This window comes from Enterobacter wuhouensis, from assembly GCF_004331265.1.
Taxonomy (GTDB): Bacteria; Pseudomonadota; Gammaproteobacteria; order Enterobacterales; family Enterobacteriaceae; genus Enterobacter; species Enterobacter wuhouensis.
Genome location: NZ_SJOO01000002.1, coordinates 253,692 through 269,367, shown reverse-complemented (window position 1 = coordinate 269,367; position 15,676 = coordinate 253,692). Strand labels below are relative to the sequence as shown.

15 protein-coding genes are annotated in these 15,676 nt (G+C 57.4%); 11 read left to right on the top strand and 4 right to left on the bottom strand.

Annotated features, from left to right (window positions below; genetic code table 11):
• Positions 1-12: 12 nt before the first annotated feature.
• Genes kdpB through kdpF form a run of 3 tightly spaced genes read right to left on the bottom strand, consistent with a single transcriptional unit; the run spans position 13 to position 3,847 of the window.
• Entirely contained in the window at positions 13-2,061 is a 2,049-nt protein-coding gene (kdpB, locus tag E0L20_RS05295) for a potassium-transporting ATPase subunit KdpB (RefSeq protein WP_131633038.1), read from the bottom strand.
• Positions 2,062-2,078: 17 nt separating this feature from the next.
• Positions 2,079-3,758: a potassium-transporting ATPase subunit KdpA gene (gene kdpA, locus E0L20_RS05290; protein ID WP_131633037.1), complete on the bottom strand. Its 1,680-nt coding sequence runs from the start codon at positions 3,756-3,758 to the stop codon at positions 2,079-2,081.
• Entirely contained in the window at positions 3,758-3,847 is a 90-nt protein-coding gene (kdpF, locus tag E0L20_RS05285) for a K(+)-transporting ATPase subunit F (RefSeq protein ID WP_015386886.1), read from the bottom strand. The genes kdpA and kdpF overlap by 1 nt, the downstream gene beginning before the upstream one ends.
• 309 nt (positions 3,848-4,156) lie before the next feature.
• Here kdpF and E0L20_RS05280 point away from each other — a divergent pair, with 309 nt between their 5' ends.
• The 7 genes from E0L20_RS05280 to nei all read left to right on the top strand — a co-directional run bounded on the left by E0L20_RS05280 (position 4,157) and on the right by nei (position 10,266).
• Positions 4,157-4,363: a YbfA family protein gene (locus E0L20_RS05280; RefSeq protein WP_028019445.1), complete on the top strand. Its 207-nt coding sequence runs from the start codon at positions 4,157-4,159 to the stop codon at positions 4,361-4,363.
• Positions 4,364-4,965: 602 nt separating this feature from the next.
• On the top strand, positions 4,966-6,378 hold the full coding sequence (phrB, locus tag E0L20_RS05275; RefSeq protein WP_131633036.1) for a deoxyribodipyrimidine photo-lyase: 1,413 nt from the start codon (positions 4,966-4,968) through the stop codon (positions 6,376-6,378).
• 10 nt (positions 6,379-6,388) lie between these two features.
• Positions 6,389-7,132, top strand: coding sequence for a type 2 GTP cyclohydrolase I (locus E0L20_RS05270; RefSeq protein WP_131633035.1), 744 nt, complete (start codon positions 6,389-6,391; stop codon positions 7,130-7,132).
• A 14-nt stretch (positions 7,133-7,146) separates the two neighbouring features.
• Complete coding sequence (gene pxpB / locus E0L20_RS05265) at positions 7,147-7,803, top strand: 5-oxoprolinase subunit PxpB (protein WP_131633034.1); 657 nt, start codon at positions 7,147-7,149, stop codon at positions 7,801-7,803.
• Entirely contained in the window at positions 7,797-8,729 is a 933-nt protein-coding gene (gene pxpC, locus E0L20_RS05260; RefSeq protein ID WP_131633033.1) for a 5-oxoprolinase subunit PxpC, read from the top strand. Before pxpB ends, pxpC begins: the two co-directional genes overlap by 7 nt.
• Positions 8,716-9,453 (top strand): 5-oxoprolinase subunit PxpA, encoded by a 738-nt coding sequence (gene pxpA / locus E0L20_RS05255; RefSeq protein WP_131633032.1) that lies wholly within the window; start codon positions 8,716-8,718, stop codon positions 9,451-9,453. The genes pxpC and pxpA overlap by 14 nt, the downstream gene beginning before the upstream one ends.
• A gap of 21 nt (positions 9,454-9,474) precedes the next feature.
• The gene (gene nei / locus E0L20_RS05250; RefSeq protein WP_131633031.1) at positions 9,475-10,266 is read left to right on the top strand and encodes an endonuclease VIII; all 792 of its coding nucleotides are present in this window, start codon (positions 9,475-9,477) and stop codon (positions 10,264-10,266) included.
• 84 nt (positions 10,267-10,350) lie between these two features.
• Here the strand turns inward: nei and E0L20_RS05245 are convergent, their stop codons facing one another.
• A complete protein-coding gene (locus tag E0L20_RS05245) occupies positions 10,351-11,634 on the bottom strand; it encodes a citrate synthase (RefSeq protein ID WP_010428698.1) in 1,284 nt (427 codons plus the stop codon).
• 639 nt (positions 11,635-12,273) lie between these two features.
• Between E0L20_RS05245 and sdhC the strand changes: the two genes are divergently transcribed.
• From sdhC to sdhB, 4 genes are read left to right on the top strand one after another with little or no spacing between them, the layout of a single operon-like run.
• Positions 12,274-12,678, top strand: a complete 405-nt coding sequence (gene sdhC, locus E0L20_RS05240) for a succinate dehydrogenase cytochrome b556 subunit (RefSeq protein ID WP_020684965.1) — start codon at positions 12,274-12,276, stop codon at positions 12,676-12,678.
• A complete protein-coding gene (sdhD, locus tag E0L20_RS05235) occupies positions 12,672-13,019 on the top strand; it encodes a succinate dehydrogenase membrane anchor subunit (RefSeq protein WP_008501088.1) in 348 nt (115 codons plus the stop codon). The genes sdhC and sdhD overlap by 7 nt, the downstream gene beginning before the upstream one ends.
• Positions 13,019-14,785: a succinate dehydrogenase flavoprotein subunit gene (sdhA, locus tag E0L20_RS05230; RefSeq protein ID WP_131633030.1), complete on the top strand. Its 1,767-nt coding sequence runs from the start codon at positions 13,019-13,021 to the stop codon at positions 14,783-14,785. Before sdhD ends, sdhA begins: the two co-directional genes overlap by 1 nt.
• 15 nt (positions 14,786-14,800) lie before the next feature.
• Positions 14,801-15,517 carry a succinate dehydrogenase iron-sulfur subunit SdhB gene (gene sdhB / locus E0L20_RS05225; protein ID WP_010428707.1) on the top strand — a complete coding sequence of 239 codons (717 nt, stop codon included), beginning with the start codon at positions 14,801-14,803 and terminating at the stop codon, positions 15,515-15,517.
• Positions 15,518-15,676 lie beyond the last annotated feature (159 nt).

Below are 15,676 nucleotides of genomic sequence, written 5' to 3'. Positions count from 1 at the left end.
TTGATTCACCTTTTAGACCAGCCCAAACAGCGTCAGGAGCACGTCGATAACCTTAATACCAATAAAGGGCACAACCAGCCCGCCCAGACCGTAAATCCACAGGTTGCGGCGCAGCATGGCGGCCGCCGTCAGCGGCTTATAGCTCACCCCTTTCAGCGCCAGCGGAATAAGAAAGACAATGATCAGGGCGTTAAAGATCACCGCGCTAAGAATGGCCGATGACGGAGAGTGCAGGTGCATCACGTTAAGCGCGTTCAGCTGCGGATAGGTTGCCGCAAACGCCGCCGGAATGATGGCGAAATACTTTGCCACGTCGTTGGCGATGCTGAACGTGGTCAGCGAGCCGCGCGTCATCAGCATCTGTTTCCCGATGTGCACCACTTCAATCAGCTTGGTCGGGTTAGAGTCGAGGTCGACCATGTTGCCCGCCTCCTTTGCCGCCTGGGTGCCTGAGTTCATCGCCACCGCCACGTCGGCCTGCGCCAGGGCAGGGGCATCGTTGGTACCGTCCCCCGTCATCGCCACCAGACGGCCTTCCGCCTGATACTGGCGGATCAGCGCCAGCTTGGCTTCCGGCGTGGCCTCGGAGAGAAAATCGTCCACGCCCGCTTCGGCGGCGATGGCGGCGGCGGTCAGGCGGTTATCCCCGGTGATCATCACCGTTTTGATGCCCATTTTGCGCAGCTGCGCAAAGCGCTCCTTGATGCCGCCTTTGACGATATCCTTCAGGGCTATAACGCCCAGCACGTTCGAGCCTTCTGCCACCACCAGCGGCGTGGCCCCCTGACGGGCAACGCTTTCGACCAGTTTGTCCACCTCGGGCGGGAAGTGGCCGTTATTGGCTTCAATATGGCGACGGATGGCGTCAACGGAGCCTTTACGGATCATCCGGTCCTGAATGTTAATTCCGCTCATGCGGGTCTGGGCGGTAAACGGTACAAAGGTCGCGTGCAGGCTCTGCACGTCGCGCTGGCGCAGGTTGAAGCGCTGTTTCGCCAGAATCACGATGCTGCGGCCTTCCGGGGTTTCATCGGCAAGGGATGACAGTTGCGCCGCGTCCGCCAGCGTTTTTTCATCCACGCCCGGTGCCGGTAAGAAGTCAGAGGCCTGACGGTTGCCCAGCGTGATGGTCCCGGTTTTATCGAGCAGCAGCACGTCGACGTCACCCGCGGCCTCAACGGCGCGTCCGCTGGTGGCGATCACGTTGGCACCGAGCATACGGCTCATCCCGGCCACGCCGATGGCGGACAGCAGGCCACCGATGGTGGTCGGGATCAGGCACACCAGTAGGGCGACCAGTACGGTGGTGCTGACTGCCGTGCCGCCATACGCAGAGAACGGCCAGAGGGTCGCGGTTGCCAGCAGGAAGACGATGGTGAGGGCGACCAGCAGAATGGTCAGGGCAATTTCGTTCGGCGTTTTGCGGCGCTGTGCGCCTTCGACCATGGCGATCATCCGGTCGAGGAAGGTTTCGCCCGGGTTGACGCTGCACTGGATCACCAGCCAGTCGGAGAGAATGCGCGTCCCGCCCGTCACGGAGGCAAAGTCACCGCCCGATTCGCGGATAACCGGCGCGGATTCACCGGTGATGGCGCTCTCGTCAACCGAGGCGCCGCCTTCAATCACTTCCCCGTCGCACGGGATAATGTCACCCGCTTCCACCAGCACCACGTCGCCTTTGCGCAGCTCATCTGCCGGAACGTGGTCCATCTGCGCACCGTATTTTGGTTCGCGTAATTTGCGGGCAAATGCGGTTTTTTTCACCCCTTTTAGGCTGTTGGCCTGGGCCTTGCTGCGGCCTTCTGCCAGCGCTTCGGCGAAGTTAGCGAACAGCACGGTGAACCACAGCCACAGGCTGATGGCGCCGGTAAAGGCCGCATTTCCTGAAAGGTGGCCAGTTCCCATGGCAATCGCCAGTGCGGTGGTCAGCACGCTCCCAATCCAGACGATAAACATCACCGGGTTGTGCCACTGAACGCGCGGACTTAGCTTTTTCACCGCATCCATGAGCGCCTGACGAACTAACGTCGGTTCGAGCAGGGCCAGTTGTTTACGACTCATGACAAATTCTCCGCAAATCAGCGTAAAGAGAGGGTTTCCGCGACCGGGCCTAACGCGAGGGCGGGGATAAAGGTCAGGGCACCCACCAGCAGCACGGTGCCAACCAACAGGCCAACAAACAGCGCGCCGTGGGTGGGTAATGTACCGGTGGTGGTCGGCTGGATTTTTTTACTCACCAGAGAGCCCGCGATAGCCATAACGGGAATAATCACGCCGAAGCGGCCAACGAACATGCAAAACGCCAGCAGGCAGTTCCAGAACGGCGAGTTGGCGCTCAGGCCCGCAAAGGCGCTGCCGTTGTTATTGGCGGCAGACGAGACGGCGTAAAGCACTTCGCTGAAGCCGTGAATGCCGGGGTTGAAGATGCCGCTGCGTCCGGCCTCGGTCATCAGCGCCAGCGCGGTGCCGAGCAGCACGAGGGCTGGGGTAACCAGAATCGCGAGCGCGGTTAATTTCATTTCGCGGACGTCGATTTTTTTACCCAGATATTCCGGCGTGCGCCCAATCATCAGCCCGGCGATGAACACCGCCAGCAGAACGAACAGCAGCATGCCGTACAGGCCTGAACCGACCCCGCCAAACACCACTTCGCCAATTTGCATCAGCCACATTGGGATCATGCCGCCGAGCGCCGTAAAGGAGTCGTGCATGGCGTTCACCGCCCCGCAGGAGGCTGCCGTGGTCACCACCGCATACAGGCTGCTGGCAAGAATACCGAAGCGACTCTCTTTGCCTTCCATATTGATGTTGCTGTCAGCCCCAAGCTGCATGAAGTGACCGTTGCCGTGCCATTCGGCCCACATCACCAGCGCCACGCAAACCACGAAGATTAGCGACATCGCCCACAGCAGGGTGCGCCCCTGACGGCGGTCGTTAACCACGTCGCCAAAGGCAAAACACAGCGCGGTGGGGATCAGGAATATCGCCAGCATTTGGACGAAATTAGTGAGCGCAGTTGGGTTTTCAAACGGATGCGACGAGTTGGCGTTGAAGAAGCCGCCGCCGTTGGTACCCAGCATCTTGATCGCTTCCTGCGAGGCCACCGGCCCCATCGGCAGGAGCTGTTTTGCCCCTTCAAGCGAGGTGTACGGCGCGTAAGGAAGCAGGTTTTGCAGCGTGCCCTGCTGGATAAAGAACAGCGCAATAAGCAGCGCGATGGGAAGCAGGACCCACAGCGTAATGCGGGTTAAATCCACCCAGGCGTTGCCCAGCGTGCTGACGTTCTGACGTGCAAACGCGCGCGTCAGGGCGAAGATCACCGCGATCCCGCTCGCGGCAGAAAGGAAGTTCTGCACGGTCAATCCGGCCATCTGGCTGAAGTAGCTGAGCGTGGTTTCACCGGCGTAAGACTGCCAGTTGGTGTTGCTCACGAAGCTCACCGCCGTGTTCAGCGCCAGGTGCCAGGAGAGGCCCGGAAGCTGTTGGGGATTGAGCGGCAGAACGCCCTGCAGCATCAGCATGGCAAAGAGGGCAACCAGGCCAACCACGTTCAGCAGCAGGATCGCCATCAGATACTGACGCCAGTTCATCTCCGAATCGCTTGTCCCCAGAACGCGCCAGATCCCTTTTTCAACACGTTCCGTACCGGGTAAGGCCACGTTGTTGATCATCCGCGCCAGCCCCGCGCCTAACGGCCTTGCCAGTACAAACAGCACCAGTAAAAAGCTGGCAATAAGCAAAAACGCCTGAGCAGCCATCAGAATGCCTCCGCATTAATCAGGGCGTAGACCAGATAACCCAATAACAGGAACACCAGCACGATGCCGGTAATCAGACCTGCACTCACAATCCACCTCCGGGTGACATTTGTATTTGTGCTAACGGTAGGATTTATGGCGCAAAGATTTCGCAAAAATCAGAAGGGCGGGTGTAAAAAAAGTATAAAAATGGCAAAGCCCACAATTTAACTATTGATAAGTAAATCGTTAACTTTTTTGTAACTTAGTTACGGCGGGAATGTAAATATTCACTAAATGGATGAAAATAAGTGGTCGGATGAGTAGTAAAATTACAAACAAAGCGATATTATTTTAGCCAGGTCACAGATTTTGAATTTTCCGGATGACGTTTCCGGCCAACTATAGGGGAGAAAATTATGGATCTTTATAAAGAGTTTCCGGCTCATATCGTTTTCATGCGCCGCACCTTCGCCGTAGTGGCTGGCGTGCTGGCCCTGCCGGTAATGCTGTTCTGGAAAGATCGCGCACGTTTTTACAGCTATCTGCACCGCGTCTGGGCGAAAACCAGCGAGAAGCCGGTATGGATGGACCAGGCCGAGAAAGCGACCTGCGATTTCTACTAAAAAAGAAAGATTACACACAGCAATAAAAAAACCGCCAACAGCAATGTGGCGGTTTTTTTCCCTCGGGATTCGCGGTCCGTTGGGTGAACTTCAGGCTCTCGTCAGAGGCTTACAAGAATATCTCCTGTCCTTAAGTAATCAAACCATAACGCCCTAAATAGATTCTTAAAACACATTTCAGTAGATGACGTTTTACCCCTGGGCCAACTATTATGCGGCGTCCCTTTCCGCCATCTCGCACATGGGAACCGGTCCCGGGAGAGGTGTTACCACAACCGTAAGTCAGGCTCTCGTCAGAGCTTGTGTCCACCGACTTATCACCGGTGGTGAACGGTGGAGCGGTTAGCTGCAGGGACCGCATAATGAAACGCTATTTTTGCATTGCGTTCATTGTCGCCAGCGTATTCGTTGTAAAAAGTGATGAACCGACCGCGTTTGTTGCATTTTCCACGATAGCGCAGGACAAGTAGCGTTAAGGCCGCCTCGTGCGGCCTTTTTTATTTCATCCCGTCTACACTTCATGGCAAAGTACATTTAAAAGCGTGCCTTTTTCCTTTAGCGGCATGCCCTTACGGACATAATGGACAATTGCCTGGAGTTTTATGCCCACCCATCTGGTTTGGTTTCGCGCGGACCTGCGCGTTCATGACAACATCGCCCTTGCGGCCGCCTGCCGCGACAAAAATGCAAACGTACTGGCCCTGTTCATCGCTACGCCCGGGCAGTGGCAGCAGCATAATATGGCGCCGCGCCAGGCGGCTTATCTCCTCTCGCACCTGAATGATTTGCAGCAAACGCTCGCCGAGAAGGGCATTCCGCTGATCTACAAAGAGGTGGGGGATTTTGCGGCACAGCTGCGGACGGTGCAGGAGACGTGTCGGCAGCACGACGTCACGCATCTTTTCTACAACTACCAGTACGAATACAACGAGCAGCAGCGTGACCGCCAGCTGGAGAAAATGCTGGACGATGTGGTCTGCGAAGGGTTTGACGACAGCGTGATGCTGGCACCGGGCAGCGTCATGACCGGCAGCCACGAGATGTATAAAGTCTTCACGCCGTTCAAAAATGCCTTCATTAAACGCCTTAAGGAGGCGCTGCCGGAGTGCGTTGCCGCACCCGCCGGGCGGGGCGAGCCCCTTACGGATCTGCCTGCGCTGACGTTTGATTACCCGCAGGAGCCGTTTGATGAAACCCTTTTCCCCGCGAATGAGAAAGCGGCTATCGCCCAGCTGCGCCAGTTCTGCAGGCAGGGTGCGGCCGACTACGAAGCGCGTCGGGATTTCCCCGCGATTGAAGGCACAAGCCGTTTATCGGCCTGCTTAGCGCTGGGCGCGCTCTCTCCGCGCCAGTGTTTACATCGTCTGCTGGCGGAGCAGCCGCAGGCGCTGGACGGCGGGGCGGGTGCCGTCTGGCTGAATGAACTTATCTGGCGCGAGTTTTATCGTCATCTGATGACGTATCACCCTGATTTATGTAAATATCGTCCCTTCATTCGCTGGACCGATAATGTTAAGTGGCTGTCGAATGACCGGCAGCTGAAAGCCTGGCAATCCGGGCAAACGGGCTACCCGATAGTCGATGCCGCGATGCGCCAGCTCAACGAAACCGGCTGGATGCACAACCGTCTGCGAATGATTACCGCCAGCTTCCTGGTAAAGGATCTGCTTATCGACTGGCGCGCCGGGGAGCGCTATTTTATTTCTCAGCTAATCGATGGCGATCTGGCGGCGAATAACGGCGGCTGGCAGTGGGCTGCCTCTACCGGAACCGATGCGGCGCCGTATTTCCGGATTTTTAATCCGACGACCCAGGGGCAACGCTTTGACGCTGACGGCGAGTTTATTCGCCAGTGGGTGCCTGAGCTTCAGGACGTGCCCGCGAAAGCGATCCACGACCCCTGGGCATGGGCGGATAAGCAGGGCGTAACGCTCAATTATCCCCGCCCGATAGTCGACCACAAACAGGCGCGCGTCGCCACGCTGGCGGCGTACGAAGCCGCCCGCAAAGCATAAGAGAGTGATGATGAAAAACAGCGAACTGGAAAGCCTGATTAACGACAAACTCAACGTCTCCGCGTTCAGCGACTACGGTCCGAATGGCCTGCAGGTCGAAGGCCGTGAAGCGGTGCAGAAAATTATCACCGGCGTGACGGCAAGCCAGGCACTGCTGGACGAAGCCGTACGTCAGGAGGCCGATGCGGTCATCGTTCACCACGGTTATTTCTGGAAAAACGAATCGCCGATTATCCGCGGCATGAAGCGTAACCGCCTGAAAACGCTGCTGGCGAACGACATCAACCTGTACGGTTACCACCTGCCGCTGGATGCGCACCCGGAACTGGGCAATAACGTACAGCTGGCGCAGCTGCTGGGTATTACCGTGATGGGCGAAATCGAGCCGCTGGTGCCGTGGGGCGAGCTGGCGATGCCGGTGCCGGGACTTGAGCTGGCCTCGTGGATCGAAGCGCGCCTGGGGCGTCGTCCGCTGTGGTGCGGCGACACCGGGCCAGATACCGTGAAGCGTGTGGCCTGGTGTACCGGTGGCGGCCAGGGCTTTATCGACAGCGCCGCGCGCTTTGGCGTGGATGCGTTTATTACCGGTGAAGTCTCCGAGCAGACGGTTCACTCCGCCCGCGAGCAGGGCCTGCATTTTTACGCAGCGGGACACCATGCTACCGAGCGCGGCGGTATTCGCGCCCTCAGCGAATGGCTGACGGAAAATACCGATCTGGACGTGACCTTTATTGATATCCCTAACCCGGCCTGATGAGAGGTAGTTAAGTGCAGCGAGCGCGTTGTTATCTTCTGGGTGAAACCGCGGTGGTGCTGGAGCTGGAGCCGCCCGTCACGCTTGCCACGCAGAAGCGTATCTGGCGGCTGACGCAGCGTCTGGCCGATATTCCGGAAGTGGTGGAGGCCATTCCAGGAATGAACAATGTCACCGTGGTGCTGCGTAATCCGCACACGCTGGCGCTGGACGCCATCGAACGTCTGCAGCGCTGGTGGGAGGAGAGCGAGGCGCTGGAGCCGGAATCCCGTACCATTGAGATCCCGGTTGTCTATGGCGGAACGAGTGGGCCCGATCTGGGCGTGGTGGCTGAACATTGTGGCCTGACGGAAAAACAGGTGGTTGAGCTGCACAGCTCAGTGGACTACGTGGTGTGGTTCCTGGGGTTCCAGCCGGGATTCCCGTATCTGGGCGGCTTATCCTCCAGATTGCATACGCCGCGACGCGCTGAACCCCGGCTGAGCGTCCCTGCGGGCACGGTGGCGATTGGCGGCGAACAGACCGGCATTTATCCGCTCGCCTCACCGGGCGGCTGGCAGCTTATCGGGCACACGTCCACGCCGTTATTTGAACCGGGGCAGGATGCACCAATCCTCCTTCGACCTGGCGATACGCTGCGCTTTATCCCGCAGAAGGAGGGGGTATGTTAACGCTTATACGCGCAGGGCTTTACACCTCCGTTCAGGATGCGGGCCGCTTTGGCATGCGCCAGTCTGGCGTGAGCTATTGCGGCGCGCTGGACCGTCCTGCGCTTGAAATCGCCAACGTGCTGGTGGGCAACCCCGGCAATACGGCAGCGCTGGAAATTACGCTGGGCCAGTGCGTGATTGAGTTTAGTCAGGAAACCTGGTTTGCCTTAACCGGGGCAGGGTGCGATGCCACGCTGGACGGCAAAGCGGTGTGGACAGGCTGGCGTCTGCGGGCGAAAGCCGGACAGCGTCTGACGCTCAAGCGCCCCCTGCACGGCGTGCGCAGCTATCTTGCGGTCGCGGGCGGTATTGACGTGCCGGAGGTGCTGGGCTCTTCCAGTACCGATCAAAAAGCGGGCATCGGCGGGCATGAAGGTCGCCTCCTGCGCGACGGCGATCGGCTGGCAATCAAACCCTCAGCGCGCCATTTCTCGACGGCTCAGGGCGTTAAGCAGCTGCTGTGGGGAAACCGCATCCGCGCCTTGCCCGGGCCGGAATATCATGAGTTCGACGAGGCCTCTAAGGAGTCCTTCTGGCGCTCGCCGTGGAAAATCAGCCCGCAAAGTAACCGCATGGGCTACCGTCTGCAGGGCCAGCCGCTGAGCCGCACCACGGATCGGGAAATGCTTTCCCACGGTTTGCTGCCCGGCGTGATTCAGGTGCCGGGTAACGGACAGCCAATTGTGCTGATGAACGATGCGCAGACAACGGGCGGCTATCCACGAATTGCCTGCATTATCGAAGCCGATCGCTACCATCTGGCGCAAATTCCCCTCGGACAGCCGATTCACTTCGTGCAGTGTTCGCTCGAGGAGGCGCTAAAGGCGCGACAGGATCGGCAGCGTTATCTCGAACAGCTGGCGTGGAGGCTCGATGGCAAAGATTGATTTGAATGCCGATCTGGGCGAGGGCGGCACCGCCGACGCGGAACTGATGACATTGGTTTCGTCAGTCAATATTGCCTGCGGATTCCACGCGGGCGACGCGCATACCATGCTCACAAGCGTGCGCAATGCCATCAAAAATGGCGTCGCGATAGGTGCTCATCCGAGCTTTCCTGACCGGGAGAACTTTGGCCGCACGGCGATGGATCTCCCGCCTGAGACGGTCTACGCTCAGGTGCTCTACCAGACTGGCGCGCTGGACGCGATTGTGCGCGCCGAGAAGGGCGTGCTGCGCCACGTGAAGCCGCACGGCATGCTTTACAACCAGGCGGCGAAAGATCCGGCACTTGCGGACGCCATCGCCCGCGCGGTGCGGGACTGCAATCCGGCGCTGATTCTGGTCGGACTGGCGGGTAGCGAACTGATTCGCGCCGGAGAGCGTCTGGGATTAACCACCCGGCAGGAAGTCTTTGCCGATCGGGGCTATCAGCCTGACGGCAGTCTGGTTCCCCGCACGCAGCCGGGCGCGCTTATCACCGATGAGGAGCAGGCGCTGGCGCAGACGCTGGAGATGGTTCGCTCAGGGCGGGTCACGGCGATTGACGGCACGTCTGCGGCGGTGAAGGCTGAAACGGTCTGTTTACACGGCGACGGCGAGCATGCGCTGCTGTTCGCACGCCGCCTGCGGGCGGCATTTGCGGAGCAGGGTATTTGCGTCAGCGCCTGAAATCACAATAAGGACGAAAAGATGCCTGAAGGTCCGGAGATCCGCCGCGCGGCGGATAGCCTGGAGGCGGCGATAAAGGGCAAACCCCTGACGGACGTCTGGTTTGCCTTTCCTCAACTGAAGCCGTTTGAATCCCAGCTGGTGGGGCAGACGGTGACCCATATCGAAACGCGCGGCAAGGCCTTGCTGACGCACTTTTCCCATAACCTGACGTTATATAGCCATAACCAGCTTTACGGCGTCTGGCGGGTGGTTGATGCGGACGAGCAGCCGCAAACCACGCGCGTGCTGCGCGTCAGGCTGCAAACGGCGGATAAAGCGATCCTGCTTTACAGTGCGTCGGATATCGAAATGTTAACGCCGGAGCAACTGCTCACTCACCCGTTTTTGCAGCGGGTTGGTCCGGACGTGCTGGACATGCGCCTGACGGCGAGCGACGTGAAGGCCCGGCTGCTATCTGCAAAATTCCGTAACCGACAGTTTTCCGGTCTGTTCCTCGACCAGGCTTTTCTGGCCGGGCTGGGTAACTACCTGAGGGTAGAAATTCTGTGGGAAGTCGGACTGGCGGCACAGCACAAAGCGTCTCAGCTGAATGATGAACAGCTGGAGGCGCTATCCCACGCGCTGCTGGATATTCCGCGGCTGTCCTACAACACGCGCGGCGTGGTGGATGAGAATAGGTATCACGGGGCGCTGTTCCGGTTCAAGGTGTTTCATCGGGCGGGGAAAAAGTGCGAGCGGTGCGGCGGGATTATCGACAGGATTATGCTCTCTTCAAGACCGTTTTACTGGTGCCCGCACTGTCAGAAATAAAAAAGCCGGGTGGCGGCTACGCCTTACCCGGCCTACATTTCGCACTTGTAGGCCCGGCAAGCGAAGCGCCGCCGGGCGTGTTTATTAGCGCTTAATATCAGACTTAAAATCACGCTGCTCGTAGCCGGTATACAGCTGACGAGGACGGGCGATTTTCATGCCTTCGCTGTGCATTTCGTTCCAGTGCGCAATCCAGCCTACGGTACGGGCCATGGCGAAGATCACGGTGAACATGGAAGACGGAATGCCCATCGCTTTCAGAATAATGCCAGAGTAGAAATCGACGTTCGGGTAGAGTTTCTTCTCGATGAAGTACGGGTCGTTCAGCGCGATGTGTTCAAGCTCCATCGCCACTTCCAGCAGGTCATCTTTGGTGCCCAGCTCTTTCAGCACTTCGTGGCAGGTCTCACGCATGACGGTAGCGCGCGGATCGTAGTTTTTGTAAACACGGTGGCCGAAGCCCATCAGTCGGAAGGAGTCATTCTTGTCTTTCGCGCGACGCACGAACTCAGGAATGTGCTCAACGGTACTGATCTCTTCCAGCATCTTCAGTGCCGCTTCGTTCGCGCCGCCGTGCGCCGGTCCCCACAGGGAGGCGATGCCCGCAGCGATACAGGCGAACGGGTTCGCGCCTGAAGAGCCCGCGGTACGGACGGTAGAGGTAGAGGCGTTCTGTTCATGGTCAGCGTGCAGGATCAGGATACGGTCCATCGCGCGTTCCAGCACCGGGTTCACTTCGTACTCTTCGCACGGCGTGGAGAACATCATGCGCAGGAAGTTACCGGCGTAGGAGAGGTCGTTGCGCGGATACACGAACGGCTGGCCGATGGAATATTTGTAGCACATCGCTGCCATGGTCGGCATTTTGGACAGCAGGCGGAACGCCGCGATATCACGGTGGCGCGGGTTATTCACGTCAAGGGAGTCGTGGTAGAACGCCGCCAGCGCGCCGGTAATCCCGCACATGACCGCCATCGGGTGAGAGTCACGGCGGAACGCATGGAACAGACGGGTAATCTGCTCATGGATCATGGTGTGACGGGTCACGGTGGTTTTGAATTCATCGTACTGCGCCTGCGTCGGCTTTTCGCCGTTCAGCAGGATGTAGCACACTTCCAGATAGTTGGATTCGGTGGCTAACTGATCGATGGGGAAGCCGCGATGGAGCAGGATACCTTCGTCACCGTCAATGTAGGTGATTTTGGATTCGCAAGATGCGGTAGAGGTGAATCCAGGGTCAAAGGTGAAAACTCCTTTGGAACCCAGCGTACGGATATCAATAACATCCTGACCGAGCGTGCCTTTTAGCACATCCAGTTCAATAGCAGTGTCACCACCCAGGGTGAGCTTTGCCTTTGTATCAGCCATTTACGGTCTCCTTAGCGCCTTATGCTTAAGACTGCTGTTCACCGGATTTGCCTTCAGCTGTTAATCACCGTTACCAGATTGTTATTTGGCTTACCGCTCAGCTCACGAGGAGAAACCAGGGTACAGAGCTATGGCGCCTTGCAGGTAAACGGATGAAATATCAGTGAAATAACAGCAAATCAGCGTTTTTGCAGTCCGAATTATTCAAACCTGTATATCACTAATAACTGTCCTGATAACTTCGGTCAATACCATCACACTGTTACATAACTATTTGTCAGGTGAAAGAGAGACCTCATAACTTTTGCGCATTATATGCCTTTTCTGATGACGTTTGTAACAATATTGTTTAACATTTGTCAAATCAGATGATTAAAAATTAAAAAGATGTTGTTATCGTGACCCTGATCACTGTTCCAGAGAAAACCCGACAAACTGTATGTAGGTTAATTGTAATGATTTTGTGAACGGCCTATACTGCCGCCAGGTCTCCGGAACACCCTGCAATCCCGAGCCACCCAGCGTTGTAACGTGTCGTTTTAGCATTTGGAAGCAATGTTTTGCATGACGCGCAGTTATAGAAAAGGAACGCTGCTTGACCCGCATCGCAGTCCGGAGGAAGGAAACAATAAGAACAGCATGTGGGCGTTATTCATGATAAGAAATGTGAAAAAACAAAGACCTGTCAATCTGGATCTCAAAACGATCCGGTTCCCTGTAACAGCAATAGCGTCCATTCTGCACCGCGTATCCGGTGTGATTACGTTTGTGGCGGTCGGTATTCTGCTGTGGTTGCTGGGAACCAGCCTCTCGTCCCCTGAAGGATTCCTCCAGGCCTCCGCCATTATGAACAGCTTCTTCGTGAAATTTATCATGTGGGGCATTCTGACCGCGCTGGCGTACCACGTTGTAGTGGGTGTTCGCCATATGCTGATGGACTTTGGCTACCTGGAAGAGACATTCGAAGCTGGGAAACGCTCCGCTAACATTTCATTTGTGATTACTGTCGTGCTTTCACTTCTCGCAGGAGTTCTCGTATGGTAAGCAACGCCTCGGCATTAGGACGCAACGGCGTACATGACTTCATCCTGGTCCGCGCTACCGCCATCGTCCTCACGCTTTACATCATCTATATGATCGGTTTCTTCGCGACCAGCGGCACGCTGACGTGGGAGATCTGGAGCGGTTTCTTCGGATCGGCCTTCACCAAAGTGTTCACCCTGCTGGCGCTGTTCTCCATCCTTATTCATGCCTGGATCGGCATGTGGCAGGTGTTGACCGATTACGTTAAACCGCTGGCGATTCGCCTTCCTCTGCAGCTGGCTATTGTCGTTGCACTGGTGGTTTACGTTATTTATGGATTCGTTGTGGTGTGGGGTGTGTAATGAAACTGCCAGTCAGAGAATTTGATGCTGTTGTGATTGGTGCTGGTGGCGCAGGTATGCGCGCAGCGCTGCAAATTTCCCAGAGCGGCCAGACCTGTGCGCTGCTCTCTAAAGTTTTCCCAACCCGTTCCCACACCGTGTCTGCGCAGGGCGGTATTACCGTTGCGCTGGGTAACACCCATGAAGATAACTGGGAATGGCACATGTACGATACGGTGAAAGGTTCCGATTATATCGGTGACCAGGACGCCATCGAATATATGTGTAAGACCGGCCCGGAAGCGATTCTGGAGCTGGACCATATGGGCCTGCCGTTCTCCCGTCTGGAAAATGGCACCATCTATCAGCGTCCGTTTGGCGGCCAGTCGAAAGATTTCGGCGGCGAGCAGGCGGCGCGTACCGCGGCAGCGGCTGACCGTACCGGTCACGCGCTGCTGCACACCCTGTATCAGCAAAACCTGAAAAACCATACCACCATCTTCTCCGAGTGGTACGCGCTGGATCTGGTGAAAAACGCCGATGGCGCCGTCGTCGGGTGTACCGCGCTGTGCATCGAAACCGGTGAAGTGGTCTACTTCAAAGCGCGTGCAACCGTGCTGGCGACCGGCGGCGCAGGCCGTATCTATCAGTCCACCACCAACGCCCACATCAACACCGGTGACGGCGTCGGTATGGCTATCCGTGCGGGCGTGCCGGTACAGGATATGGAGATGTGGCAGTTCCACCCAACCGGTATCGCCGGTGCGGGCGTTCTGGTCACGGAAGGCTGCCGCGGTGAAGGCGGTTACCTGCTGAACAAACACGGCGAGCGCTTCATGGAGCGTTATGCCCCGAATGCGAAAGACCTGGCGGGTCGTGACGTGGTGGCGCGTTCCATCATGATCGAAATCCGTGAAGGCCGCGGCTGTGACGGCCCATGGGGTCCACACGCGAAGCTGAAGCTCGACCATCTGGGTAAAGAAGTGCTGGAATCCCGTCTGCCGGGCATTCTGGAGCTGTCCCGCACCTTCGCGCACGTCGACCCGGTGAAAGAGCCGATTCCGGTTATCCCAACCTGTCACTACATGATGGGCGGTATTCCGACCAAAGTGACCGGTCAGGCGCTGACCGTGAACGAGCAGGGCGAAGACGTGGTCATTCCTGGCCTGTTCGCGGTGGGCGAAATTGCCTGCGTATCCGTACACGGCGCAAACCGCCTGGGCGGCAACTCCCTGCTGGACCTGGTGGTGTTTGGTCGCGCCGTGGGTCTGCATCTGCAGGAATCCATTGCCGAGCAGGGTGACCTGCTGGACGCAACTGATGCAGAAATTGACGCTTCCCTTGAGCGCCTCAACCGCTGGAACGGCAACCGTAACGGCGAAGATCCGGTGGAAATCCGCAAGGCGCTGCAGGAGTGTATGCAGCACAACTTCTCGGTGTTCCGTGAAGGTGACGCTATGGCGAAAGGGCTTGAGCAGCTGAAAGCGATCCGCGAGCGTCTGAAAAATGCCCGTCTGGACGACACCTCCAGCGAGTTCAACACCCAGCGCGTTGAGTGTCTGGAGCTGGATAACCTGATGGAAACCGCCTACGCCACTGCGGTGTCGGCAAACTTCCGTACCGAGAGCCGTGGCGCGCATAGCCGCTTCGACTACCCGGATCGTGATGACGAAAACTGGCTGTGCCATTCCCTGTATCTGCCAGAGTCGGAATCCATGACGCGTCGTAGCGTCAACATGGAACCGAAACTGCGTCCGGCGTTCCCGCCGAAGATTCGTACTTATTAATGCGGAGACAGGACAATGAAACTCGAATTCTCAGTTTATCGTTATAACCCGGATGTAGACGACGCTCCGCGCATGCAGGATTACACCCTGGAAGCGGAAGAAGGTCGCGACATGATGCTGCTGGATGCCCTGATGCAGCTGAAGGAAAAAGATCCAACGCTGTCGTTCCGCCGCTCCTGCCGTGAAGGGGTCTGTGGCTCCGACGGCGTGAACATGAACGGCAAAAACGGCCTGGCCTGCATCACGCCAATTTCGGCGCTGCAGCGTCCTGGTCAGAAAATTGTTATCCGTCCTCTGCCTGGCCTGCCGGTCGTGCGTGATTTGGTGGTAGACATGGGGCAATTCTATGCACAATATGAGAAGATTAAGCCTTACTTATTGAATAATGGGCAAAATCCACCCGCTCGTGAGCACCTGCAGTCTCCTGAGCAGCGTGAAAAACTCGATGGGCTGTACGAGTGTATTCTCTGCGCATGTTGTTCTACGTCCTGCCCGTCGTTCTGGTGGAACCCGGACAAGTTTATCGGCCCGGCCGGCCTGCTGGCTGCCTATCGCTTCCTGATCGATAGCCGCGACACCGAAACCGATAACCGTCTGGAAGGACTGAGTGACGCTTTCAGCGTATTCCGCTGCCATAGCATCATGAACTGCGTCAGTGTATGTCCTAAGGGGCTGAACCCGACGCGCGCTATCGGCCATATTAAGTCGATGCTGCTGCAGCGCAGTGCGTAAGTAGTGAGAGGGGAGCGCTGTTCCCCTCACCCTAACCCTCTCCCTAAGGGAGAGGGAACAGATTGCAGGAAATCTTTAAAAACTGCCGACGACCTTCCCCCTCTCCCCACGGGAGAGGGTCGGGGTGAGGGGAAACCCTTAAGACAGTTTCTAAAGGTT

Bases quoted from the DNA above. Each gene is read 5' to 3' on its own strand.
- sdhA (WP_131633030.1), top strand. From the start codon at position 13,019: ATGAAACTGCCAGTCAGAGAATTTGATGCTGTTGTGATTGGTGCTGGT.
- pxpC (WP_131633033.1), top strand. From the start codon at position 7,797: ATGTTAACGCTTATACGCGCAGGGCTTTACACCTCCGTTCAGGATGCG.
- phrB (WP_131633036.1), top strand. From the start codon at position 4,966: ATGCCCACCCATCTGGTTTGGTTTCGCGCGGACCTGCGCGTTCATGAC.
- E0L20_RS05270 (WP_131633035.1), top strand. From the start codon at position 6,389: ATGAAAAACAGCGAACTGGAAAGCCTGATTAACGACAAACTCAACGTC.
- sdhB (WP_010428707.1), top strand. From the start codon at position 14,801: ATGAAACTCGAATTCTCAGTTTATCGTTATAACCCGGATGTAGACGAC.
- kdpB (WP_131633038.1), bottom strand. From the start codon at position 2,061: ATGAGTCGTAAACAACTGGCCCTGCTCGAACCGACGTTAGTTCGTCAG.
- pxpA (WP_131633032.1), top strand. From the start codon at position 8,716: ATGGCAAAGATTGATTTGAATGCCGATCTGGGCGAGGGCGGCACCGCC.
- E0L20_RS05245 (WP_010428698.1), bottom strand. From the start codon at position 11,634: ATGGCTGATACAAAGGCAAAGCTCACCCTGGGTGGTGACACTGCTATT.
- nei (WP_131633031.1), top strand. From the start codon at position 9,475: ATGCCTGAAGGTCCGGAGATCCGCCGCGCGGCGGATAGCCTGGAGGCG.
- kdpA (WP_131633037.1), bottom strand. From the start codon at position 3,758: ATGGCTGCTCAGGCGTTTTTGCTTATTGCCAGCTTTTTACTGGTGCTG.
- sdhC (WP_020684965.1), top strand. From the start codon at position 12,274: ATGTGGGCGTTATTCATGATAAGAAATGTGAAAAAACAAAGACCTGTC.
- sdhD (WP_008501088.1), top strand. From the start codon at position 12,672: ATGGTAAGCAACGCCTCGGCATTAGGACGCAACGGCGTACATGACTTC.
- E0L20_RS05280 (WP_028019445.1), top strand. From the start codon at position 4,157: ATGGATCTTTATAAAGAGTTTCCGGCTCATATCGTTTTCATGCGCCGC.